This is a genomic window from Nonlabens sp. YIK11 (assembly GCF_001413925.1).
Classification (GTDB): Bacteria; Bacteroidota; Bacteroidia; order Flavobacteriales; family Flavobacteriaceae; genus Nonlabens.
Map to the genome: position 1 here is coordinate 2746413 of NZ_LBMJ01000001.1, position 24095 is coordinate 2770507.

General features: G+C 37.0%; 20 protein-coding genes. 1 reads left to right on the plus strand and 19 read right to left on the minus strand.

What is annotated here, in order from left to right; all coding sequences use genetic code 11:
• Positions 1 to 13: 13 nt before the first annotated feature.
• From AAU57_RS12505 to AAU57_RS12595, 18 genes are all read right to left on the minus strand, one after another.
• Positions 14 to 430, minus strand: coding sequence for a WxcM-like domain-containing protein (locus AAU57_RS12505; RefSeq protein WP_055413228.1), 417 nt, complete (start codon positions 428 to 430; stop codon positions 14 to 16).
• Between the two features lie 4 nt (positions 431 to 434).
• The gene (locus AAU57_RS12510; RefSeq protein WP_055413229.1) at positions 435 to 1454 is read right to left on the minus strand and encodes a polysaccharide biosynthesis protein; all 1020 of its coding nucleotides are present in this window, start codon (positions 1452 to 1454) and stop codon (positions 435 to 437) included.
• A 6-nt stretch (positions 1455 to 1460) separates the two neighbouring features.
• Complete coding sequence (locus AAU57_RS12515; RefSeq protein ID WP_055413230.1) at positions 1461 to 2480, minus strand: glycosyltransferase; 1020 nt, start codon at positions 2478 to 2480, stop codon at positions 1461 to 1463.
• A gap of 80 nt (positions 2481 to 2560) precedes the next feature.
• Positions 2561 to 3661: a glycosyltransferase family 4 protein gene (locus AAU57_RS12520; RefSeq protein WP_055413231.1), complete on the minus strand. Its 1101-nt coding sequence runs from the start codon at positions 3659 to 3661 to the stop codon at positions 2561 to 2563.
• On the minus strand, positions 3661 to 4968 hold the full coding sequence (gene wzy / locus AAU57_RS12525; RefSeq protein ID WP_055413232.1) for an O-antigen polysaccharide polymerase Wzy: 1308 nt from the start codon (positions 4966 to 4968) through the stop codon (positions 3661 to 3663). The genes AAU57_RS12520 and wzy overlap by 1 nt, the downstream gene beginning before the upstream one ends.
• 1 nt (position 4969) lies before the next feature.
• Entirely contained in the window at positions 4970 to 6130 is a 1161-nt protein-coding gene (locus tag AAU57_RS12530) for a glycosyltransferase (protein ID WP_055413233.1), read from the minus strand.
• Between the two features lie 655 nt (positions 6131 to 6785).
• Positions 6786 to 8072 carry an MOP flippase family protein gene (locus AAU57_RS12540; protein WP_055413235.1) on the minus strand — a complete coding sequence of 429 codons (1287 nt, stop codon included), beginning with the start codon at positions 8070 to 8072 and terminating at the stop codon, positions 6786 to 6788.
• Positions 8069 to 9121 (minus strand): TDP-N-acetylfucosamine:lipid II N-acetylfucosaminyltransferase, encoded by a 1053-nt coding sequence (locus AAU57_RS12545; RefSeq protein ID WP_055413236.1) that lies wholly within the window; start codon positions 9119 to 9121, stop codon positions 8069 to 8071. Before AAU57_RS12545 ends, AAU57_RS12540 begins: the two co-directional genes overlap by 4 nt.
• The gene (locus AAU57_RS12550) at positions 9121 to 9885 is read right to left on the minus strand and encodes a dTDP-4-amino-4,6-dideoxyglucose formyltransferase (RefSeq protein ID WP_156340157.1); all 765 of its coding nucleotides are present in this window, start codon (positions 9883 to 9885) and stop codon (positions 9121 to 9123) included. The genes AAU57_RS12545 and AAU57_RS12550 overlap by 1 nt, the downstream gene beginning before the upstream one ends.
• A gap of 45 nt (positions 9886 to 9930) precedes the next feature.
• Complete coding sequence (locus AAU57_RS12555; RefSeq protein ID WP_055413238.1) at positions 9931 to 11013, minus strand: DegT/DnrJ/EryC1/StrS family aminotransferase; 1083 nt, start codon at positions 11011 to 11013, stop codon at positions 9931 to 9933.
• A gap of 32 nt (positions 11014 to 11045) precedes the next feature.
• Positions 11046 to 11924, minus strand: coding sequence for a glucose-1-phosphate thymidylyltransferase RfbA (gene rfbA / locus AAU57_RS12560; protein WP_055413239.1), 879 nt, complete (start codon positions 11922 to 11924; stop codon positions 11046 to 11048).
• Positions 11924 to 12484 (minus strand): dTDP-4-dehydrorhamnose 3,5-epimerase, encoded by a 561-nt coding sequence (gene rfbC, locus AAU57_RS12565; RefSeq protein WP_055413240.1) that lies wholly within the window; start codon positions 12482 to 12484, stop codon positions 11924 to 11926. Before rfbC ends, rfbA begins: the two co-directional genes overlap by 1 nt.
• Positions 12485 to 12534: 50 nt before the next feature.
• Positions 12535 to 13581, minus strand: coding sequence for a dTDP-glucose 4,6-dehydratase (gene rfbB / locus AAU57_RS12570; protein ID WP_055413241.1), 1047 nt, complete (start codon positions 13579 to 13581; stop codon positions 12535 to 12537).
• Position 13582: 1 nt separating this feature from the next.
• Complete coding sequence (locus tag AAU57_RS12575) at positions 13583 to 14860, minus strand: nucleotide sugar dehydrogenase (RefSeq protein ID WP_055413242.1); 1278 nt, start codon at positions 14858 to 14860, stop codon at positions 13583 to 13585.
• 38 nt (positions 14861 to 14898) lie between these two features.
• Positions 14899 to 15861 carry an SDR family oxidoreductase gene (locus AAU57_RS12580; RefSeq protein WP_055413243.1) on the minus strand — a complete coding sequence of 321 codons (963 nt, stop codon included), beginning with the start codon at positions 15859 to 15861 and terminating at the stop codon, positions 14899 to 14901.
• 128 nt (positions 15862 to 15989) lie between these two features.
• Positions 15990 to 17069: a GDP-L-fucose synthase family protein gene (locus AAU57_RS12585; RefSeq protein WP_055413244.1), complete on the minus strand. Its 1080-nt coding sequence runs from the start codon at positions 17067 to 17069 to the stop codon at positions 15990 to 15992.
• Positions 17070 to 17154: 85 nt separating this feature from the next.
• The gene (gmd, locus tag AAU57_RS12590; protein WP_055413245.1) at positions 17155 to 18267 is read right to left on the minus strand and encodes a GDP-mannose 4,6-dehydratase; all 1113 of its coding nucleotides are present in this window, start codon (positions 18265 to 18267) and stop codon (positions 17155 to 17157) included.
• A 111-nt stretch (positions 18268 to 18378) separates the two neighbouring features.
• A complete protein-coding gene (locus AAU57_RS12595; protein WP_055413246.1) occupies positions 18379 to 19773 on the minus strand; it encodes a UDP-glucose 6-dehydrogenase in 1395 nt (464 codons plus the stop codon).
• A gap of 497 nt (positions 19774 to 20270) precedes the next feature.
• Between AAU57_RS12595 and AAU57_RS12600 the strand changes: the two genes are divergently transcribed.
• Positions 20271 to 21560, plus strand: coding sequence for an OmpA family protein (locus AAU57_RS12600; RefSeq protein ID WP_055413247.1), 1290 nt, complete (start codon positions 20271 to 20273; stop codon positions 21558 to 21560).
• 719 nt (positions 21561 to 22279) lie between these two features.
• On the opposite strand, the gene AAU57_RS12605 is transcribed toward AAU57_RS12600, so the two are convergent.
• Positions 22280 to 24094, minus strand: coding sequence for a DUF885 domain-containing protein (locus AAU57_RS12605; protein ID WP_055413248.1), 1815 nt, complete (start codon positions 24092 to 24094; stop codon positions 22280 to 22282).
• Position 24095: the final 1 nt, after the last annotated feature.

Genomic DNA, 24095 nt, shown 5'->3' on the forward strand with positions numbered 1-24095 from the left:
ATATATTCGGATTTTAAAATAGATTAAAATGTCCAAGGTCAAACCTATATTCATCTTCAATCTCTCCCATTTTATAGTCTGCAAAAATAAGTAGTTTATTTTCAAGGGTATTAGCCTTAATGCAACTCACATATCCTGCGGGAATCCACAACGTTTGTGAAATGTCACCTGTCAATACAAATGAGGAATGATAGTCCATCTTTACATCGAATGAATCCAGATGTACAAGGTCCACCTTAAAGCTACCTTGAATGGCAGTAAACCAGCGCTGCTCGATACGATGTCCTTGCCAGCCTCTTCTCAGGTCTGTATTTTCATTATGAACGCAATACATACGTTTGACAGCAGTTAAATCCAGATCATTGTTGAAAGTGATTGAACCACGATGATCTCTAGCGATTCCTCCATTGATTAACCGTGGTTTTATCATAAGGCTAGTTACGCTTTCGCGAAAGCGAACTTTTGATAAGTGGCAATGCTCCTATCAACTTCTTCATACCCTCCACATCAAGTTGCTCTGTGTTATGCGAGTGATAGTCATCTATTGAAGCAATATCTTCCTTTCCTTCAGAGAAATATTGGGAATAGTTCAGATCGCGATTATCTGCCGGAATTCGGTAGAAATCGCCCATATCTTCCGCCTTGAGCATTTCTTCTCGTGTACATAGAGTTTCGTACAGTTTCTCGCCATGGCGAGTTCCTATAATCTTTACTTTATTGTCTGCCTCAAATAACTCTTTCATGGCTTGCACTAGATCTGCAATAGTTCCTGCGGGTGCCTTGTTTACAAAAAGATCTCCAGAATTACCGTTCTCAAAGGCAAACAACACCAATTCTACAGCATCATCCAATGACATTAAAAAACGAGTCATGTTGGGATCTGTCACGGTAATTTCTTGATCATTGAGGATTTGGTCCATAAAAAGCGGTATAACAGAACCTCGACTTGCCATGACGTTTCCATACCGGGTAAGACATACAGTGGTATCTGACAAATTACGTGAGGCAGCTACGGCAACCTTTTCCATCAACGCCTTAGATATTCCCATTGCATTGATGGGATAGGCAGCTTTGTCAGTGCTTAGACATATTACCTTTTTAACCGCACAAGCTGCCGCGGCATCTATGACATTTTGGGTACCCAGGACGTTAGTTCTCGTAGCTTCCATAGGGAAAAACTCACATGAGGGAACCTGCTTAAGCGCGGCAGCATGGAAAACATAATCGACACCACGCATGGCTTTGAGTATACTGCTATAATCTCGAACGTCGCCTATGTAGAACTTGAGCTTGGGGTGGTTATAGGACTTGCGCATATCGTGCTGCTTCTTCTCATCTCTGGAGAATATCCTAATTTCTTTGAAATGATCGGTATTGAGGAAGCGGTTGAGCACTGCATTCCCAAATGAGCCCGTGCCACCAGTTATAAGCAAGGTTTGATTATTTATCTTCATTTTTATTTATTGTAGTAATTTGATAAGGTCTTCAATATTGTTGTGCAACATCTGTTTTGAGGAGGGAAGGCTATTGGTAGAAAGACTGTTTAATATTTCAAAAAGAGATTCTGGACTTTTGGGATCAAAAGTAGCTGATGGCCTACATACCTCATATAGATATGGGAGATCTGCTCCTATAATATCGCACCCGTTTTCCAATGCTTCAATTATCGTTAATCCAAGGCTCTCAGAAAGGGAAGGATATAGACAATACTTCGATTTTTGAAATAGGTTAGCTATTATATCTCTCGTTGGTTCAATATGGTTAATGACTGGATATCCTTTCAATTGTAGTTGTTTGATCTTTTGTTGTAGATGAATAAAGCTTGAATCAATAGTCAGGTGCAATTCTCCCTTTTGAAATTTGTCATAAAATAAGCAAAAACCTTGTAGCAATACTTCATGATTCTTGTGATCTGCTCCGCTACTTACATATACAAAATGACATGGATCTCGTGATACAACGCAATCGTTGGTAAGTGGAGGATAAAACGGATGAATCAGGACATGGTCAGGGTTAACATTTTTAAAAGATTTTTCAAGTAAGTTCGCCATACTCTTAGTCTGTACTATCCAGTAGTCCGTATTTTTAGCAATCAGGGCTAATATCTTCGACTTTAGGTAAAAAGCAATCTTGTCTTTACAACTAATATTTTCGGAGAACGATTGATCTAAAAACAACCTTTGATGTAAGTATGTATATGTTGTAGCCTCCATTTTTTTTATGGGCGGTAGATTTCCGAAACACAGTATTTTTGAGAATTGTTGATTATTCTCTTTGTAAAACTTATGCCTTGTGAACAGGCTAGGTTTGATAAATTCAATATTTATGTTTTCATTTGAAAAACCATTAAATGACTCAATGGTACGATGATCCAAAAGTAGATAAGCACCCACTTTGTTGTCAATAAGTTTCAAAATCAGATAATCAAGCAAAATTTTGCCACCTCCATTATTTATATATACTGCATCCAATAAGATCATATACTATTTGATTTATGATTACTATCAATAACTATCAAATGTTCAAAACACTTTTGCACGAAAAAGATGGAGTTGACCTCTTAAATAGACAACGCTTTCATCAATAGATCAAGCTGAATTTTAGGTTCATATTTACCTTGTAATGAAGATCTGCAATTGAGTCTTATTTGTTCTCTATCTGTTTTGCAAACCAACCACTCCTTCATAACTCTAGCAAGATCTTTGGCGTCATTTTCAATAAAAAAATCTCCATTAACTTTAGGTTTGATGATTTCAAATTCAGGCATCTGACTTGGAAAGTTATTGTGAGTTATAATTGGTGTACCATACGCGAGACTATGCATAGCCGTTAACCCTACGTTGCCAGGAGACACGCATATTTCGCTGTTGTATAATACTGTTGCTATCTCTTTCTCTTCATAGGATTTACCATAAAACCATACATTATCAGACAAACCAAGAGATTCCGTTAGTTTTCTAATCTGACCTAAATGTTCCCCTTCACCTACAATTACAAGATTGACAGTAAAGCCTTGGCAATGTAGTTTATGAATCGCTTGAAGCAGAATATCTAGTCTTTTACGTTTTTGAATACGGCCAATAAAAGAAATGGTAGGTGCTGTATTACAAAATTTATTGTCAAAAATAGCAGTGTTTATTAATGCGCTATATATTTTACTTTGACTGTCAAAGTCTAGAGAATTGTAAATCACTTTCAGTTTATCAGGTTTAAAACCTTCATTAATCATCAAGTCTTCGGCATAATGGCCGTAAAGTAAAATTTTGTCGGCTAATCGGAAAAAGGTTTTTTTTATTAAACGTTTTGCTAGAGACTCATTACCATACCACCCATGTGTCCAGAGGTGGGTTTTAATACCTCTAACTCTATTGCGTATCAATAAAATCCAATTTGAAAGGCAGAAATATTCACCTGTGATGACAAAATCAGAATAGGGTCTAGGCGATAAATGAATTACACCATTTTGCCAATAAACTGGTTTAATAATATTCGACCTATTAAAAAAGCCTTTAAAATTGCTAAGGCATTTAGCATCAAAGGTATTAATATCACTATCGGGTTCTACAAAAAACAAATCACATGAAATTTTATCATTGATCAATCTAAAAATAGGCTCCCTATAATGAGATGCATAATTAAAAATGAAACACACTTTTTTCATTACTTGATGATTAAAATTTTAAAGCGTCCCAATAGATAAAAAATAATTTTAGAAAAAACCATGTAAGTGATTAGAATAAATGTGGCAGTCAAAATAGATCGGGTTGCAAAAAACAACCAACCCATTAAAAAGCCACTAAAAATATAATTCTGAAAGCTAGTATGATGATTCAAAAGAATCCAATCTTCTAACTTAAATAAAAAAACTCCTAAAATTAGAAGAGCCAGTAAAGCGAATTCAAACCCAAAATCCATATAAAGTTCCCCAGCAAAACTTGATGCAGATGAATATCCTTCACTAACATTGAAATACTTATTAACCAACCAATTATCCAGCATAACAGGTTTATCTGGCCACAAGGAACGCGGAATCCAAAACACAAAAATAAATCCAATAGACTTACCATAAGTTACCTCGTTTTTACTCAAATAATCTGTAATCATTGCTGTATTTCTAATCAATCCTTCATCTGATCCTTTGGAAGCAATGAAATCCATTATTTCTTCTGCACTTGTTTCGGAACTTGATGTTGTTGATGTTAATTTCAGTCCACTAGCACGGCTGGATTTAATTGCTGTGGTGAGTGTTATGATTACCAATGCACCAAAAATTATCTTAAAGCTATTTTTAAAATTGAGGTAATATAAGTCTTTAAAAAAAAATATAAACACGATAAAAAGCAGGAAAAACCTTGTGCCTGTACCTAAAAATGTAATAATTATAGGCAATATGAATAACAGAGTTTTTAGCTTATTTCCTTTAAAATATTCAAGGAATAAACCTATGCTGAGGAAGGCAATCACGTACAAAATTCCTGAGAAAGCAAATGGAAAGGCTGAGGCTCGTCCTGCGGTAAAACCATAAATGGTATTTTCTATATTGATTGCAAAAAAAAATATTTCATATATTAATAGAAGAGAGATAAGCACCCTTCTCTTATTAATAATCAATTGTGGTTTATCCGACACATTTTGCTTATAGAATTTACTTATTTTTTTTGTGCACTTATAACCTAACATTACCGCTCCAGCCCCTAAGAGTAGAATCCCGTAACCAGTATGAACATCATCTCGACCCCATGAAAGGACAAGTAAATCATAGTTACTTATTGCTTCTGTGGGTATCATGTAAAGGAAAGAGAAGAGGAAAATTGTGAATAAGTTAGTTTTTCTAGTTTGATACACCTCGATCAGTATGATCATTAATATTGTCCAAAAACTAACGACTCCAATGTACCTGACATCAGTTACCATGAGCCATGTAAACAGACTAATCAAATACAATATCAGCTGTAAAAAAGTTTGCATTCTATGCTTTATAAAGATCAATATACATTTGCGATACCTTATCCCAGCTAAACTCCTCAGCTAATTTTTGAGCACGTAAGCCTATCAACTTGAGCTTATCTTTGGAATCAATTATCAATTTCAACTGTTTATTAAGAGATTGTGGATTCTCTAAATCTACAAGAAAACCGTTATAACCATCTGTTATAAAAGGTGCTATTCCACAATCTCGCGAACATAATACTGGAACACGTGAGGCCATTGCCTCTAAATAGGCAATTCCAAACGTTTCTGGAGAACTAGGCATCAAAAATGCATCATAATCTTTAAGTAGGATCGGAAGTTTTTCATTTTCTATCCTGCCTTTATAGAAAACTTTGGAGTTCATTTCTAAATCCTCAATAGTTGATCGTATTGAGCTTTCCATAGGCCCAGTTCCATAAATATCAAATATAAAGACACCCTCGAAATTTGCCAATTCTTTAATTACCATATCGACATTTTTAGAAGGCAAAAGTCGAGCAACGACTAAAAACTTTAACACATCGCAATCTGATTCATCTTTACTTTCGTAATTAAAAAAAAGAGGAGAAATAGCGTGAGGAATTACATGAACTGTTTGCTCACAAATCTGACTGAATTTAGTTTTATCGTTCGTATTAAAAACTACTAATCCTTCCGAATTATTAATTTGGCTTATGGTTTTCTCTGAAAGAAATTCACCGCCGCGCTTAGTCACCAAATATGGAATATCATGATTTTTTTTAACATATGATGCAACGGCTAAATCTCCCTCTAAATTTTGAGCGTGTAATTTTGTTGTTTTGGTTGCCTTTAAAATTGTTGAGAGGCGTCTACCTTTAATCCACAGGGAAAATCGACACATTAATATGTTAAGCCATTTAACTTTCGGAAAGATCAATAATGAAAATGCATAAATATTATGACCATCATTAACAAAAGGAAATTGCCTCTCTAAATACCTATAGTCACGCCATCTTTTTTTTAATAAATTTAAAGGAAATGGAATCATAGGTATCAAAAAGAGATAGTTGAAAGAAATTTCATCATTTCTTCTCATAACATTTTTCTCAATTTTGTAAAAGATATCATTCTCATGCAAGTTTTTATCAATTAATGGCAGTCGCAAAAAACTTGTTATCACAAGAATCGATTGTTTCATAATCCTTAGTTTACAATTTATTTATTTGAGCTTGAATATTATTAGAAAGAGAGCAGTATTTTTCCAAAGGTATTACATTAATTCGTCGCAACTAGTTATTTTCTAAAGGCTATTAATTTTGAATAAAAATTTAATTTATCCGTACTCACTATCTGTTTGAAATACCTATTGAATTCTGCGGGTGTTATTATATATTCAACCAAATCGTGATTAAAATTTTATCAGGAAAATGAGGTTGAATTTTCTTATCAAAAACGAGAGTTGGGTTGATGATTCTAACATTAACCTTACAATGCTTTCTAAAAAAAAAAGTAGAAGAGGAATCTTAGGAAGGACAAATAAGTACTCAAAACTTATATTAGGATCGCGTTTGGTTAATTCATCTTCTATTTTGAACAAAATATCATTTTCAAACTCATTTTTATCGATAATAGGAAGACGAAGTATACTGGTTATAATAAGTATTTTCTTTTCATTCATGGAATTCTACTAATAAGATCTTTAGTAACAAATATAGCAGGTGAACCAGTTTAATTTATTTATTAAAATGGTTAGCCTTAGATAAGATTAAGTCTATAAAATTAGAAACAGGACTATCATTTTTGATTATGACCTAAAACGATTTTTTTTAATTATTCTCAAATAAAAGTCCCTTTTAGGATCGTAAAAATTGTTTAAAGTTAAGTTTAAAATAAGCGTTGAAGTATTCCCTAAAAGTCAGACTTATTATTTTATTGGTAAGAAGATAATATCCAGGAACAAATAAAACTATAGAACTTAATGATACCATGATAGCGACCATTTGAACGTTGAATAATGATCCGAAAATGATAAATATTGGAGTAACTATAAGTACAGCTAAATTCCAGCGTAATTCAATATCGGTACGACCAGAAGCAATTACTAGATTGCCTATGTTACTTCCTATCGTTCTCATGATCATATTAATCGACAAGATTTGCACAATAATCACAATATTGGTTAGATCAGGACCATACAATATGTACACTATTGGATAAGCGAATAGGATAATGCAAACATACATAGGTATTATTAGGGAAGCCAGCATGTTAGTCATTTTAAGATAATACTGTTTTAACTTTTGCGCATCGGCATTGAATTTTGATAAGGTAGGAGCACCGACCATATTTAAAATTGGACTAATAAATGAAACTGGTCTTTTTACTAATTCACGAGCTAAGCTATAGCCTCCTAAAACATCAGCAGAAAAGAATTTACCGATAATAAGAATATCAATGTCTCTATTAAAATAGTTGACAAATTGGGAACCTACTTGATACAATCCAATTCGCACAAACGGCATGACCTCTAAATACTTGAAATGAAAGGTTAATCCATACTTTTTGATTCCAATTACAAATAACGCAATATTTGTTACTAAGAATTGGCCAATGAGCGAATAGACCAAAGCATATACACCATACCCATTTATAGCGAGGTAAATGGCAATAGCAAGGGAAATAAGAGCACCTACGACATCAATGACACTTATGCTTTTAAAGTTCAAATTTTTCCTCTCCTGAATATTAAACAACTTACCAATTCCAGATATGATTAAATTGACCCCTATAAGTGGGATCAACGTATTTAAAATTGGTAATTCATAAAATATTGATATAAGAGGAGTTATAAGCCAAAGAAAAACGAATATGACTACTCCTACAAACATGTTAAACCAATAAAGACTAGAGTATACCTTTTTTGAGATTTTAGTTACATGTAAAATGGCAACGGTCAAACCAAAATCATTGAAGAGATTCATAAACCCCATCACAAAAGTGACTAAAGCCATCAATCCAAAGTCCTCTGTATCTAAATACCTAGTTAAAATTGATATTTTTAAAATAGCGCAAAGTGCCAATATTGCTGTACTGATAGTTGTCCATTTTGCACCAGAAATAACTTTAGTTCGCAAAGTCATCTAAGCAATTCTTTCAATAATTCTCTTACCCTATCATGCTGTCGTTTCTTACCAAAAACAGATTGACATAAATTTGAATTATGTATTTGATCCTCATGATCTAAACTTTTCAAGTTCAACTGATCCATATCTTCAATCACAAAACCATTTTCTAATAGATATTTAAACACGGTTGATTCTGACCTCAAAACTATTTTCGAACCACTGTAGAGTGCCTGAATAATATTTCCCAATGCCTGTTGTCTTTTGTGATTCATAATGACTACACTGCAACTAGCAAGTAGATCTTGATATTCATTGAAAGGCAGAAAATCCATTAATGGATATGCAATGTCACCCAGTTTGTTTTCAGCATAGGATTGTACTGCGAGTGCATAGTCCATATCTCCGTAATTAAGCGGTATGATAACTTGTCTATTGCTTAGATCCATGGCCGCTAGAAAGTCAATGATCTCCATGTGATTATTTGTGTAAGAAGCTGAATTACCTAACAAAATGTTTACCCCATGGGTAAAGCTAGGTGGTCTGTCTAGCGTAGGGTTGACATAATTTAGATGAAAACTATTTACAGTTAAATCGTAGTATGATAACAACAAACTACTATCACCCGGCATGATTGGTACGATCTTATCAAATGATTGTATTGCTTTTAAAGTTTCTTTTCCATAAAGAAACTTATCTATCACAAATGGTAATTCAGTTTTAACTGTGACATTGAAACCCTCGGAAATACTACGTTTCCAAGCTAAGTTACGTCGCAATTTGATCGCGTTGTTTGTTAGAAATTCATTATAAAACTTACCAAGATTAAAAGCGTCTCCACCCCAAAAAAACCAAATTAAAGGTTTTTCAAAGTGATGACCTAAGATTTTTTTAATGCTAATAGCACTCAAATAATGAATAAAAATAAAATCTACTGAAATGTCCTTAGGATTCCAATCGCGAGAAGTTGTAAATAGATTCTCGCAAATATCAATTTCGAATGTAGTTTTGCACATTCCAATGAACTTAGGATCATCTATTACGTGCAATAATTTGAATCTTTTCATTATCTCCGATCCTGTACTGTCTCACGTTTAAGTGAAATACTTAAATAGATTTTTTCACCAGATACTGGATCCAAGAAATAGGCATTTGAATAACTTCCATGACTCAGAGCCCTTAAGCGATCGATAGCCTCGCCGAAAGTAACTTTAGCTTCTAAATCAATTTTTAATAAATTATTAAAATCCTTTTTGAGGTAAAGCCTACCCTCATTCTCAGGAGATATGGTTGAATAACTGCCGTCTATAATTGCAGAGAAATTATTTTTGAATAAATCCATTTCAGCTTCAACAATTCGATCATATAGAGATAACGATGTATCATCAGCTCGCTTCTCTACCAGTTTTCTCGCTATTATTCCTCCATGGTCAATCTTATCATCGATTTCATGAATTGTTGCCCCTACTTCGGTATCGTTTATAATGGCAAATACTTGTGGATACCAACCTCTGTTGATAGGGTTATAACCGGGATGAATATTTATACATCGGATTCCCTTTACCAATTCAGGTGGAAACAATTGTTTGCAATGAACGGAGATGACTAAGTCATAAGTTTGTAATATCTTTTGAACATCTCTGCTATGTCGTAAATCATATATAAATATGTCAACACCTAAAAAATCAGTAAATTCGGATTTCGAAGAAAATGGACTTGTCCCAAAATGGACTTGTAATTCACTATTGCCATCATGATCCTGAATAAAGTGTAAAATGTTTCTGCAGATATTCTTGTTGTCTGAAATAAACAAAACGTTTTTCCTTTGCATGAGATGTTCTTTATAAAATTGTAACCAATAATTCCATGACAATACCTAATTGTTTAATTCTCTCAAAATCAATCTAGTTATCATATCAATTTCAACAAACGACAGATCATAGTATAACGGTAAACATAATACCCTTTTAGAAATATCGTCTGAAATCTCGAGATGCTTACTCTCTACGTATGATAAAGCTGTTGAGAGACTGGGATAAAAATAACGTCTTGGAAATATTTCGTGCTTGGTAAGACTTTTAAAGATTTTCATGCACATCTCTTCGCTCTCCAGAACGATTGGATAATATGCATAGTTGAAGCCTGACTGCTTTGAAATTTTAGGAAAATGAATACGGCTATTTATCAATTTCTTTGAATAATATTCGCTTTGGGTCTTCCTGTTTTCCAGGATAGAATCAATCCACTTTATATTTACCAATCCCATGGCCGCATGAAACTCTGAGTTTTTACCGTTAATTCCCAATCCCACAAAGCTTTCTGGCCCATTGTGCCCAAAATTTCTCATGTAGGAAAGTTTTTTCAAAAGTTCAGGATCGGTTGTAAATACCGCACCGCCTTCAATCGTATGGAACAACTTCGTAGCATGAAAACTTGTCGTGCTTATGTCGCCGTATTCAAATACAGACTTCCCATTGTACGTAGTTCCAAAACAATGCGCGGCATCATATATAACTTTCAGATTATATTTTTTGGCTATAGCATCAATCTTCTCAATTTCGCAAGGATTGCCATAGACATGAGTAGCAAGAATGGCTGTTGTCTTATCGGTAATACACTTTTCTATTTCGACAGGGTTTATGTTTAGGGAGTTGGGATCTATGTCCGCAAAGATTGGTGTGCAATTCTCCCAAACTATTGAGGAGGTTGTAGCGACATAAGAAAAGGGTGTTGTAATAATCTCACCATCGAGGTCTAAAGCCTTTATGGCAAGCTGCAACGCTATCGTTCCGTTTGTCACATAGAGCATATGTTTCAGTCCTAAAAAATCTTTCAATTTTAATTCAAGTTCATTTACTAATGGACCGTTATTAGTTAACCATTCTCTTTTCCAAATTCCATCAAGGTAAGCCTCAAAGTCACTTTTTTCTGGCATGAATGGTTTTGTTACAGGAATCATATCGCTCTTTTTAAAATATTATTCAAATTGGGTTATGGATGAAGTGTGAGCATTTGTCTTACATAATTGTAATAATCACCTTTGGTATCTTTAATGTGAGTAAATAAATCGGACTTATTGAGCCATCCCAGTGTAAGTGCAATTTCTTCAAGGCAAGCAATCTTTAGGCCGGTTCTTTTTTCAACAGCCTTTACAAATTCTGTAGCCTCAGCCAGTGCCTCATGAGTTCCCGTGTCCAACCATGCAAAACCTCTACTCAATATCTCAAGTTTTAAAGATTCTTGATCCAGATAAACTTGATTAACGCTAGTAATTTCTAGCTCACCACGGTCAGACGGTTTGACCTTCTTAGCTATTTCAACGACAGAGTTGGGGTAAAAATAGAGACCTACCACCGCAAAGTTTGATTTGGGTTTTGAAGGTTTTTCCTCTAAGCTAATTACATTATTGTTTTTATCAAACTCTGCAACCCCATATCGTTCTGGGTCATGAACATAATTTCCAAAAATTACAGCTTTATTCTTTTCTCTTACGGTCTCCACTGCAGAGAATAATAGCTTCTGTAGCCCTGCTCCATAAAAAATATTATCGCCTAATATTAGACATACATCCTGATCTCCAATAAACTCTTCTCCCAAAATGAAGGCTTGCGCCAAGCCATCTGGACTAGGTTGCTCTTTAAAAGAAAGCTTTAGTCCTAACTTAGACCCATTGCCTAACAACCGCTGAAAATTAGGTAAATCGTGCGGCGTAGAAATTATAAGGATCTCTTTTATTCCTGCCAGCATTAAGACTGACAAGGGATAATAAATCATAGGTTTATCATAAATAGGCAACAGTTGTTTGCTAACTGCGATAGTCAAAGGGTGAAGTCTTGTACCAGACCCGCCTGCCAAAATAATTCCTTTCATTATGCTTGTTTTATTCTATTATCTATTGCTTTAAAGCTAGGTAAAATTAAATCCTTACTAGATAGGGTTCTAGAATTAACAGGGACGACCCATTCAATGTCTAAATCAGGATCATCATACCTCACACCAAATTCAGATTCCTTGTTATAATAATTATCGCATTTGTAGAAAAAAGTTGCTCTTTTACTTAAGACAGCAAACCCATGTAAAAGTCCTCTAGGAATGTATAATTGATGTCTCGTGACACTGTCTAACTTATATGTAAGATGATTTCCATAGGACGCTGAATTTTTACGAATATCTACCACGACGTCAAGCACGCTTCCTTCTAATACACCTACTAATTTTGCCTGAGCATGTTCTCCAAATTGTGCATGTAGACCGCGAATGACTCCATAAGAAGATTGCGACATATTGTCTTGAACAAATGAAGTATCTACACCAGTAAGTGCTGTAAATTTCTGTTGATTGAAGCTTTCCATAAAAAAACCACGCTCATCTTTTATGATGTTTGGCTCAATAATATAGCAACCCTCAATCTCAGTTTCTTTTAGATTCATCTCTTGAAAATCAGATAAGAAGATTATCCGCTTTCGCGAAAGCGAACTTCTTATTCATATTGTTTTTTATAATAATCCTGATAAGCTCCACTAGTCACTTGCTCCAACCATTCATCGTTATTAAGATACCAGTCTATGGTTTTTTCCAATCCTTGTTCAAAAGTCACGGTCGGCTTCCAACCTAATTCTTGATTAATCTTACTTGCATCTATAGCATATCTTAAATCATGACCTGGACGATCAGTCACGTAGGTGATCAATTTTTCAGAAGTACCAGCATCTCTTCCTAGTTTTTCATCCATCATCTTACAGAGTAATTTAACCAGATCTATATTCTTCCACTCATTAAAACCGCCTATATTGTACGTTGCCGCATTCTCTGCTTTGTGAAACGCGAGATCAATAGCTATGGCATGATCTATCACATACAACCAATCACGTGTATAATTCCCATCGCCATAAACTGGTAAAGGCTTATTATGAATAATGTTATTGATAAATAAAGGGATTAACTTTTCTGGAAAGTGATGGGGCCCATAATTGTTTGAACAATTAGAAATAACATAAGGTAATCCATAAGTCTCTCCATAGGCACGAACAAAGTGATCAGAACTTGCTTTTGAGGCGGAATAGGGTGAATTGGGATCATAAGAGGTAGTTTCCTTGAACAATCCCGTTTCTCCTAACGTTCCATACACTTCATCAGTACTTACATGGTAAAAACGCTTGTTGGTAAAATCTGCTTTCCACAATTCCTTAAAAGAATTGAGCAAATTAACCGTTCCTATCACATTTGTCATCACAAAGCTGACTGGATCTGTAATGGATCGATCTACATGAGATTCAGCCGCTAAATGCACTACTCCATCAAAATGATGTTCTTTGAAAAGCTGATTGACAAAGGTAGAATCCGTAATATCCCCCTTGACAAAAGTATAATTGGCTGCATCCTCAATATCGGTAAGGTTATTGAGGTTTCCTGCATATGTAAGTGCATCTAGATTCACAATAGTGGTTTCTGGATATTGGGTAACAAACCGCCTTACCACATGAGAACCAATAAATCCAGCACCACCAGTAATTAAGATTTTTTTCATATTATAATTTCTTATCGGCTCGATCCCCCAAAACTCCTTTCACATCATAAATTACGGCAGTTTCCTTGCAATAATTTTTTAGGTTCAAAGTCATAAATTCTTTATGTGAGACTGCCAATACAATGGCATCATATGTTTGAGATCCCAGCTTCTTAATGTTCCGCTCTCCATATTCCTGCTCGACCTCATCAGGGTTAGCTAAAGGGTCAAAAATCGTCACATCAATACCGAATTCTTTGAGGTTAGAAATGACATCAATCACCTTTGTATTCCTAACATCCGGGCAGTCCTCTTTGAAGGTAATACCCAATACTAAGGCCTTAGACCCCTTGACCGCTATGTTTTTAGAAAGCATCAACTTGACAACCTCACTTGCCACATAACCTCCCATACTGTCGTTCATGCGCCTGCCGGCCAAGATAATTTCTGGATGGTATCCAACTTCTTGAGCTTTTTGTGCTAAATAATACGGGTCTACACCTATACAGTGCCCACCTACCAATCCAGGTTTAAAAGGAAGAAAATTCCATTTAGTCCCGGCAGCTTCCAAAACATCATGTGTATTGATGTCAAGTTTATTGAAGATCTTAGCCAGCTCATTGACAAAAGCGATGTTGATATCACGCTGTGAATTTTCGATCACCTTGGCTGCTTCGGCTACTTTGATCGTAGGAGCTAGGTGTGTTCCTGCAGTAATGACTTCTTTATATAAAGCGTCTACTTTAATCCCTATTTCAGGTGTAGAACCTGAAGTGACCTTTAAAATTTTATCTACAGTATGTTCCTTGTCACCCGGATTGATGCGCTCTGGTGAGTACCCCACAAAGAAATCTTTATTGAAGGTCAAACCACTTACTCGCTCCAAAACTGGGACACACTCTTCCTCTGTAACTCCAGGATAAACCGTAGATTCATAAACAACGATATCTCCCTTTTTCAGTACAGACCCAACGCTTTCACTGGATTTGTATAAAGGTGTAAGCATGGGTCTGTTGTTTTTATCTACTGGAGTGGGAACGGTGACCACATAATAGTTGCATTCTGAAATTTGTTCTAGGTCTGCCGTACAAAACAACCCATTATGATCATCATTAGAAGTCTTCAACGCTTTTTGCAGGATGTCATCTTCCACTTCCAGAGTACTGTCATGGCCTGAGTTTAATTCAGCGACTCGAGCTTTGTTGATATCAAAACCTACTACTGGAAATTTAGTGGCAAATAAACGAGCTAGAGGTAATCCAACGTAGCCCAATCCTATTATGGCGATTTTTCTTTGCATTTATTATATTGTTAGTCCGCTTTCGCGGAAGCGTAATTTTAAAGATTATTCCAATACCATTTTACAGCCTCATCGATTCCGTGCTGTATAGTAAATTGTGGATCGTAACCTAAAATGGTTCGGGCTTTTTCAATGGATGCAAGGGAATGTGGGATGTCACCAGCTCTGTTGGGCCCGTATGTAGTGGTGACCTTTGCGATTTCTGGATCAAATTTTGACAAGCTGTCTCGTAATAAATCCACCAATAAATTAAGGTCAGTACGATCTCCATAGGCTACATTAAAAACTGTATTGACAGCATTAGGATGTGTGGAGAGCATCGCCTTCTCGTTCGCCTGAATCACGTTATCGATATAGGTAAAGTCTCGCGAATAAGTACCATCGCCATTGATATTAGGCGATTGCTTGTTCATTAGATTCTTGGTAAACAAAGGGATAACGGCAGCATAGGCTCCATTAGGGTCTTGCTTGCGACCGAATACATTAAAGTATCGTAGACCTACCGTATTTAAGCCATAGGTTTTATAAAAAACATCGGCATACAATTCATTCACATATTTGGTGATCGCGTAAGGAGATAAAGGCTTTCCTATGACGTCCTCAACCTTAGGTAATGCAGCAGAATCTCCATAAGTAGAGCTACTTGCAGCATAGACCATTTTCTTAACTCCGGCATCCTTGCAAGCAACCAACATATTCAGGAAACCACCAACATTTACCTCATTTGAGGTGATCGGATCCTTAATGGATCTCGGAACACTTCCTAACGCGGCTTGATGCAACACATAATCGCAACCTTTCACTGCTTGCTTACAGGTATTCAAATCTCTAATATCTCCCTCTATAAAAGAGAAACCATCCATTTTTTGTAAAGGCCCAATATTGTGAAAATGCCCAGTCGCAAAATTATCCAGACCAACGACCTCATCGCCTTTTTCTAAAAAGTACTCGGCAAGATTGCTACCTATAAATCCAGCGACGCCTGTTATTAATATTTTCAATGTAAGCTTTTTGAAATTTCACAAACCAAGCGGCAAAGGTATGAATATTCTGAAGTTCCAAAAGATTAATGTTCTAAAGAGGCTTCAAGAACGTAATCGGATAAGTTTAAAACAATAGATAAGTTACTTCATTTTTTATACCACTCATACATCCTTTTGACGCCGTTCTCTAGATTTACGTTGTACGTCCAACCCAAGTCTTTAAGTTTAGATACATCAGTCAATTTCTTTAAAGTGCCGTCAGGCTTGTCTCCTCTGAAAAAGAACTCACCTTGAAAACCCACCTGCTTCTTAATAAGAAGCGCCAAATCTTTTATGCTTATGTCTTGACCAGTACCTATGTTCAAATGGGTGTTCCGCACATCTACATTTTCTTCTGCCAAATTTTTGAAATCCACCTTTTCCATCACAAACACACAAGCATCAGCCATATCCTGGCTCCATAAAAATTCTCTCATGGGCGCACCTGTACCCCAGATCTCTACTTGAACTCCATGGTCGGACAGCAACACCCCATATTTATGCAGCATCTTGAGTTGATCTTCTTGAGGGGATTGACCAGTCACACCTTCTATAGGCAGTCGATCCAAATCTCGCTGGATAGTCTTCCAATCTCCTTGTTCAAGCGCCTTACCTAAATGAATCTTTCTCAATAAGGCAGGCAGCACATGGGATTTCTCTAAATCAAAATTATCATTAGGGCCATATAGATTAGTAGGCATCACCGAGATAAAATTAGTGCCGTACTGTAGGTTATAACTCTCACACATTTTAATACCAGCAATTTTAGCAATGGCATAAGGCTCATTGGTGTACTCCAGCGGTCCAGTCAATAGATATTCTTCCTTCATGGGCTGCAGACACTCTTTGGGATAGATACAGGTGCTTCCCAAAAACAATAGCTTCTTAACACCATGCACGTAACTTTGATGAATAACGTTGTTCTGTATCATCAAATTATCGTGAATAAAGTCGGCACGATAGGTATTGTTAGCCACAATTCCGCCGACTTTGGCAGCAGCCAGAAAAACATATTCGGGCTGTTGTTGCTCAAAAAAAGCGGCAACCGCTGTAGATTCTCTCAAATCCAATTCTGCAGAAGTTCTCGTGATCAAGTTGGAGAAACCAAGTTTTTCTAAATGATTCATAATCGCACTTCCAACCAAGCCACGATGACCAGCAACATAAATTTTTGAATCTTTTTTCATGTTTCAACTTTTGAAGGCATTCCGCTTTCCTGTCTGCCGACAGGCAGGCGCGACGTCGTACTGAGCGGAGTCGAAGTATAGCGAATTACTCAAAATAGTTCAACGTGTCATATCCATTATCCTTGAGGAATTGATCCTTTTGCATTAGTTTCAAATCACCTTTCATCATGTCCTTAACCAATTCAGGCAATTGATACTCGCATTCCCAGCCTAATTTTTCTTTGGCTTTAGTTGCATCTCCTATCAATAACTCCACTTCTGTAGGCCTGAAGTATTTTGGATCTACCGACAGAATCTCATGACCTTTCTCTAGCTGATAATCAGGATTTGAACATGATAAGATATAGGCCTTTTCATCAACGCCAGTACCCTTAAACTCCAACTCCATTCCTACTTCCTTAAATGCCATACGTATAAAATCCCGAACTGTTGTAGTAGTTCCAGTAGCGATCACCCAATCTTCTGGCTCATCGGCTTGCAAAATCATCCACATCATGCGTACATAATCCTTAGCATGTCCCCAATCGCGTTGGGCGTCCAGGTTACCTATGTAGAATTTATCTTGAAGACCCAAAGCAATTCGGGCGGCGGCACGGGTAATCTTGCGGGTCACAAAGGTCTCACCTCGTATAGGCGACTCGTGGTTAAACAGAATACCATTGCAGGCATAAATGCCATAGGCTTCTCTATAATTGACCGTAATCCAATAGGCATACATTTTGGCGACCGCATAAGGTGATCTAGGATAAAAAGGTGTGGTTTCAGATTGAGGTACTTCTTGGACCTTCCCATATAGCTCTGAAGTGGAGGCTTGATAAATCCTAGTTTTCTTTTCCAATCCCAGCAACCTTACGGCCTCCAGGATTCGTAAGGTCCCTAGCCCATCAGCATTACCGGTATATTCCGGCATTTCAAAAGAGACCTGGACATGACTCATGGCTGCTAGATTATAGATCTCGTCTGGCATGATACTTTGAATCAATCGGGTCAGATTGGTACTGTCAGTCATATCCCCATAATGGAGTATAAAGCGCTGGTGCTCTACATGAGGATCTTCGTATAAATGATCAATTCGATCGGTATTCAATAAAGAGGATCTCCTTTTTAACCCATGAACGGTATATCCTTTTTTAAGCAAAAACTCACTCAAATAGGCTCCATCTTGGCCTGTGACTCCTGTAATTAAAGCTACTTTCATAATTTAAATTAATCTTCGAATCCAGCTAATCCACTTTTGGAATTTAGTCAGCGATGCTATTGTGTTGTTTGATTTGATTTCTCGCTTGCCTCTCGACAGACAAGAAAACGATCACCCTTTACCTATGGCAAAACTTTTAAATCCAATGTCCTCCAGAGCTGGCATATCCAGAATAGCTCTCCCATCAAATATAAATGCGGGTTTGAGCATTTGGTCAAATACATGCTGCCAATCAATCTCCTTAAATTCATCCCATTCGGTCATGACTGCCACGGCATGTGCATCATCAAACAATTGATCATAGTTGTTAGCCACGGTAACTAAGTTTCTGTTTTCAGATTCATTTCTTGTATTTAGGTAATCGAGATCTGCATAGATCTGTTCTGCGGTTACTTTAGGATCATAAACGACCAGTTCTGCCATCTCACTCAAAAGATAATCGGCTACGTATATGGCAGCTGACTCCCGAGTGTCGTTAGTGTCCTTTTTAAAAGCCCAACCTAAAAGCACAATCTTCTTACCATTGACGGTGTTATATAAAGTGCTGATGATCTTTTGGGCAAAGCGTCGTTTTTGATAGTCATTCATTTTAATGACCTGATGCCAATAGTCAGCTACTTCTTGCAAGCCATAAGTTTGACATAAATAAACCAGATTCAAAATATCCTTTTGAAAACAGGAGCCTCCAAAGCCTACACTTGACTTTAGAAACTTAGGACCTATTCTAGAATCTTGCCCTATGGCACGTGCGACTTCATCCACATCAGCTTCCGTAGCCTCACATAGAGCGCTCAGACTATTGATACTTGATACGCGTTGCGCCAGAAAAGCGTTTGCGGTAAGTTTAGAAAGCTCTGAGGACCATACATTAGTCAATAGGATACGCTCGCTTGGAATCCAATTATTATATACATCGTGCAAGGCTTGCATAGCAACCTCACCTTCCTCAGTTCGCTCACCACCTATTAAAACTCTATCAGGCTGCAATAGATCTTGTACGGCGGTACCTTCTGCAAGAAATTCTGGGTTGGATAAGACTTGAAAGTTTACTCCATTTCCAGTACTGGAAAGGATAGATTTTAGAGCCTCTGCCGTTCGAACAGGTAATGTGGATTTTTCCACTATAATCTTGTCCGTCTTGGCTACGGCTGCTATCTGTCTAGCGCAAAGCTCGATATATTTTAAGTCAGCCGCCATTCCTTTCCCTATACCATAGGTCTTAGTGGGCGTGTTAACCGAAATAAAAATCATATCGGCATCTAAAATCGCTTGATCAACATCAGTGCTGAAAAATAGATTGCGACCTCTAGCTTGGGCAACGATCGCTGAGAGTCCGGGCTCATAAATAGGTAACTTGTCTAAATCGGTCTCATTCCACGCTGCAATACGCTGCTTGTTTAAATCAACGACGTTGACTTTAATATCTGGACATTTTGCTGCGATAACCGACATGGTAGGTCCTCCTACGTAGCCAGCTCCAATGCAGCAGATGTTTTTAATTTTCATACTAAATTTAAATATTTAAAATCATCAATAAAAACCAACTTTATGATGTTCCATTAGATGACACTGTATAGATTTAAAAGTTCAAAATTAAGGCATTATCGACATATATTATGGATGATACGTTTTTAAGCTTGATCTACATCATCTGAACGCTATCCAAATATGAAGTTGCTATTACAGTGTTGCCATTTAAAACTTGTTTTAAAATCGTGAACGCTAATAAGGAACGGTAACTAAAACCAACCGTAACAATTTTATTCCAAAGGTTTTAAAGTTTGTTTAAAACACAAATCTTTAAGTACTCCTTATTTCTTCGATAAGAATATCTCTAAAAAGCTGTTTAACAATTTGGATTTCAATAAAATTTGAGCGTTTAAATCGGAAATTGACAAACCAGAAGACAAATAATAGTTAAATACTTCTTTTAGCATCATTTTAGCTTCCTATTTATTTTAACAATTATATATTTGCTTCCTGAAAGCAAAAAAAAACTTACAATGAAGAAATTATTATTTTCAGTATTATTATTGAGTGGAGCAGCCGTTATGGCTCAAGACACTATGATGGACGATGATCGCACTGCAGATCGTGAAGTGATACCTTATAATCAATGGTCGATTGACTTTGGCGTAGGAGTTCATAAACCAGTACGTCCGTTTGCAGGAGGTTACTTTACCAACACTCCTACTTTTGGCCAAGCTGATCTGGGCGTACGTTACATGATCAACGATAAATTTGGTTTCAGCCTTGAAGGTGGCTATGGTCGTATAGAAGGTGATGACGAAAGTAGGCCTTTTGAAACACAGGTTTATAGAGTTTCTCTAGAAGGTGTGGTGAATGCTGGAAATTTTCTAGGCTTTAAAGAATGGACAAATAGATTTGGCTTATTAGCTCATGGAGGTATGGGTGTTACTGGTTTAAAATATCAAGAGCCGTTGGATATTGAAGATATGGATCAAATGTTGAATTTTACCGTAGGAATTACTCCTCAGCTGCGTTTGTCTGATAGAATTGCTCTTTTTGGTGATCTTTCGATTTTTGGCCATGTGAGACAAGACAGAACATTTGATGGAACACAACCACAAGTTCTTAAAGGATTTGACGGATTCTTGGTAAACGCCTCAGTAGGGGCTTCTTTTTACCTAGGTGGTAACGAAGTGCATGCAGACTGGTACGATAACAGTGTAGACTCAAGATTAGACGACCTAGAAGGTAGAGTGGCTATTCTTGAAACGAACAATGCTGACGATGATCAAGATGGTGTGCCAAATTATTTAGACCGTGATAACACTACTGAAAGTGGTGTACGTGTAGATACCAAAGGTCGTGCTCTAGATCTTAATAAGAATGGTATTCCAGATGATATGGAATCTGCTCTTGATGCAAGATATGCAATGAAAGGTGCTACGAATGGTGCTGATGGTAACGCTGACGGAATGATTGAGAAATTGATCAACGATGGTTACGTAAACGTATACTTTGAGTTCAACAGCACTAAGCCAACTCAATATTCTTTATCTTCTATCAACTTCCTGGCAACTTATATGAAGGATAACCCAGGTGCTTCTGCAACTTTGACAGGTTATGCTGACGAACTAGGATCTGATGAATACAATCAAGACTTATCTGAGCGTAGAGCGAAGATGGTAAATGATATCTTAGTAGCAACTGGAGTTGATGCGGGTAGATTATCCTACGAAGGTAACGGTGAAGATGCTTCTGTTGAGAAGTCTAGTTCTCCTGCAAGACAATTAGTAAGAAGAGTAAAGTTCCAAGTGAACAACTAATTCTAATTTAGTTATATATAAAAAGGGCTACCGATTGGTAGCCCTTTTTTATGTTTTAAATGTAATGGAATCAACAGCCTCATCAGAATAAACGCCTCATCACGATTCAACTTTCTGGATTTATCTTGATCTCAATTCCCGCATTTAAAGCTTCATAAACCAGCGTTCTTTTGAAGTCATAGATCACTTCAAATCAAACACAAAAGTGATTCGCATGAATTGCAGGTATCTGTAAATACTAATATTTGGTATTAAAATATTAGGAGGATACTTAGGAGATACTAGGGAGATACTTAGGGGATAGTGTATGAGGAGTGTATGGGTGACTCGACTATTACTCGACTGCTATTCGACTGTTATTCGACTAATACTCGACTAAAGAGTATGGATCAAGTATATAAAAGTAATAGAACAGGTATGGAAACGTACCTATTTGTTTGTTGAGAGATGGACAGCTATAGCTTTATAGATTCTGCTCTTTTAAGTTTTATCGATTGCTTAATCCCAACTCGTAAAAGTGAATGCAGAGTCGATAGTTATCTCTCCTAAATTACAGCCAAGAATTGATAAAATACAGCTAGAGCCAATTCAGGTAAAGGCATGGATCAGAATACCTAAAAAGCGACGACTTAAAGGTAATCATGACTTAAACGGGAACTAAGCTTCCTTTACCTGAAACAATCCTAGGAAGGATTTTTTATCAAGGTGTTTAAATAGGATTATTTAGTCCTCTCAATATATTCATCAACCAATTCCTCTAATATATTTAACGGCAAGGAGCCATTAGTGAGTACCACATCGTGGAAATCTTTAATATCAAAATCTTCACCTAGTGCATTTTGAGCTTTGGCTCGCAACTGCAGGATCTTGTTCATTCCTACTTTGTAAGCAGTTGCTTGAGATGGCATCACGATATGGCGCTCTACCATTTTAATGGCATCACTTTCGGCATTAGGTGTATTTGCCATATAATATTCAATACCTTCTTCTCTACTCCACTTTTTGGAATGAATACCGGTATCCACCACAAGGCGGCAGGCACGCCATAATTCCATAGCGAGTCTTCCAAAATCACTGTATGGGTCTTTGTAAAAGCCTATTTCTTTCGGGATCAGCTCTGAGTAAAGTCCCCAACCTTCTACATAGGCCGTGTAAAAGGAATGCTTTCTAAATTCAGGAATACTGTCCAGTTCTTGTGCGATGGCAATTTGCATATGGTGTCCAGGAATACCTTCATGATAAGCTAATGCATCCATCTGATAGGTAGGCATAGCTTTCATATCATATAAATTAGCATAGTAAGTTCCAGGCCTACTGCCGTCAGTAGCAGGTTGCTGATAAAATGCTTTGCCAGCGCTAGACTCACGAAAAGGTTCCACAGCCTTTACGATGATGTCAGCTTCAGGAAGCGTGTGGAATAATTCTGGAAGTTTTGCCTTCATGGCATTAATCTTAGCGGTAGCCTCACCCAAGTACCTTTTCTTGCCGGCATCAGTATCCGAATAATAGAATTGGTCATCATCACGCATGAATTTGAAGAAATCTTGAAGGGTTCCTTCAAATTTGACTTGTTTCATGATCTCACGCATCTCATTGTGAATGCGCTCTACTTCTTTGAGACCCAATTCATGGATCTCGTCAGCCGTCATATTTGTGGTGGTGGTTCTATCTAAAGCGTGTTGATAAAACTCTGCTCCTTTAGGAAATTTCCAAGCTCCATCTTCTCCAGTGGCTCGCTGCTGTTGATCTGTAAGAAACGTGATCAAGTTTTCGTAAGCCGGCATCACGTGCTGCAGCAAGGCCTCATCTGCCATAGTTTTTAATTCCTCTTTTCGTTTAGTGTCTAGATCAAGCTTGTCTATTTTATCTTCAAAGTCTGCTGCAAGCGTACTCTTATCGCCAAAATCGCTAAACGGTGCACCAGTGATCACATTACGGGAATCCTTAAGTACTTTTTCAAATACAAATCGAGGTAACAGGATGCCGTTTGTTTCTCTTAACGACAGGTTGTTGGTCAACTCCTCAAACAGCGGCTGGATACCTTTAAAACGCTCAATGTATGCCAGTGCATCAGACTCGCTGGCTATTTGATGCATGTTGATCAAAAATGCCGGTACTTCAGACTGCATACCGTGCATCTGGTTGACAGGATAGCTGTATAAGCGATAGTCATAATCTGCTATTTTTTGTTCCTGCTCGCGCTTATACAGTCGATAACTTAAAAGGTCTTGACCTTCCAGTGCCTGTTCTTCCACTTCCTTGGTCAAGTATTTGAGTCGGGATTCTGCCAGCTCTTTATCCTCTAGATCTCTGGCACTTGAGATATCGGTCCACTTGCCATAGTCCGTTTTGATACCCATCTGGGTTTGCATTTCAGGATCTCTTGCAAGGTCTTTTTGGAATTGTGCTTCCAGCCAGTTATTGAACTCTTGGGAGATTTTAAGTTGTTCCGCTTTCGCGAAAGCGTGACTATCAGTATCATTCTTACAAGAACCTAAGATTAGAATGATCGCCAGAAATACCGTCTTTCTCATA

What these genes read in the sequence shown, in the direction of transcription:
- AAU57_RS12505 (WP_055413228.1), bottom strand. Translation starts at nt 430, where the DNA reads ATGATAAAACCACGGTTAATCAATGGAGGAATCGCTAGAGATCATCGT.
- AAU57_RS12510 (WP_055413229.1), bottom strand. Translation starts at nt 1,454, where the DNA reads ATGAAGATAAATAATCAAACCTTGCTTATAACTGGTGGCACGGGCTCA.
- AAU57_RS12515 (WP_055413230.1), bottom strand. Translation starts at nt 2,480, where the DNA reads ATGATCTTATTGGATGCAGTATATATAAATAATGGAGGTGGCAAAATT.
- AAU57_RS12520 (WP_055413231.1), bottom strand. Translation starts at nt 3,661, where the DNA reads ATGAAAAAAGTGTGTTTCATTTTTAATTATGCATCTCATTATAGGGAG.
- wzy (WP_055413232.1), bottom strand. Translation starts at nt 4,968, where the DNA reads ATGCAAACTTTTTTACAGCTGATATTGTATTTGATTAGTCTGTTTACA.
- AAU57_RS12530 (WP_055413233.1), bottom strand. Translation starts at nt 6,130, where the DNA reads ATGAAACAATCGATTCTTGTGATAACAAGTTTTTTGCGACTGCCATTA.
- AAU57_RS12540 (WP_055413235.1), bottom strand. Translation starts at nt 8,072, where the DNA reads ATGACTTTGCGAACTAAAGTTATTTCTGGTGCAAAATGGACAACTATC.
- AAU57_RS12545 (WP_055413236.1), bottom strand. Translation starts at nt 9,121, where the DNA reads ATGAAAAGATTCAAATTATTGCACGTAATAGATGATCCTAAGTTCATT.
- AAU57_RS12550 (WP_156340157.1), bottom strand. Translation starts at nt 9,885, where the DNA reads ATGCAAAGGAAAAACGTTTTGTTTATTTCAGACAACAAGAATATCTGC.
- AAU57_RS12555 (WP_055413238.1), bottom strand. Translation starts at nt 11,013, where the DNA reads ATGATTCCTGTAACAAAACCATTCATGCCAGAAAAAAGTGACTTTGAG.
- rfbA (WP_055413239.1), bottom strand. Translation starts at nt 11,924, where the DNA reads ATGAAAGGAATTATTTTGGCAGGCGGGTCTGGTACAAGACTTCACCCT.
- rfbC (WP_055413240.1), bottom strand. Translation starts at nt 12,484, where the DNA reads ATGAATCTAAAAGAAACTGAGATTGAGGGTTGCTATATTATTGAGCCA.
- rfbB (WP_055413241.1), bottom strand. Translation starts at nt 13,581, where the DNA reads ATGAAAAAAATCTTAATTACTGGTGGTGCTGGATTTATTGGTTCTCAT.
- AAU57_RS12575 (WP_055413242.1), bottom strand. Translation starts at nt 14,860, where the DNA reads ATGCAAAGAAAAATCGCCATAATAGGATTGGGCTACGTTGGATTACCT.
- AAU57_RS12585 (WP_055413244.1), bottom strand. Translation starts at nt 17,069, where the DNA reads ATGAAAAAAGATTCAAAAATTTATGTTGCTGGTCATCGTGGCTTGGTT.
- gmd (WP_055413245.1), bottom strand. Translation starts at nt 18,267, where the DNA reads ATGAAAGTAGCTTTAATTACAGGAGTCACAGGCCAAGATGGAGCCTAT.
- AAU57_RS12595 (WP_055413246.1), bottom strand. Translation starts at nt 19,773, where the DNA reads ATGAAAATTAAAAACATCTGCTGCATTGGAGCTGGCTACGTAGGAGGA.
- AAU57_RS12600 (WP_055413247.1), top strand. Translation starts at nt 20,271, where the DNA reads ATGAAGAAATTATTATTTTCAGTATTATTATTGAGTGGAGCAGCCGTT.
- AAU57_RS12605 (WP_055413248.1), bottom strand. Translation starts at nt 24,094, where the DNA reads ATGAGAAAGACGGTATTTCTGGCGATCATTCTAATCTTAGGTTCTTGT.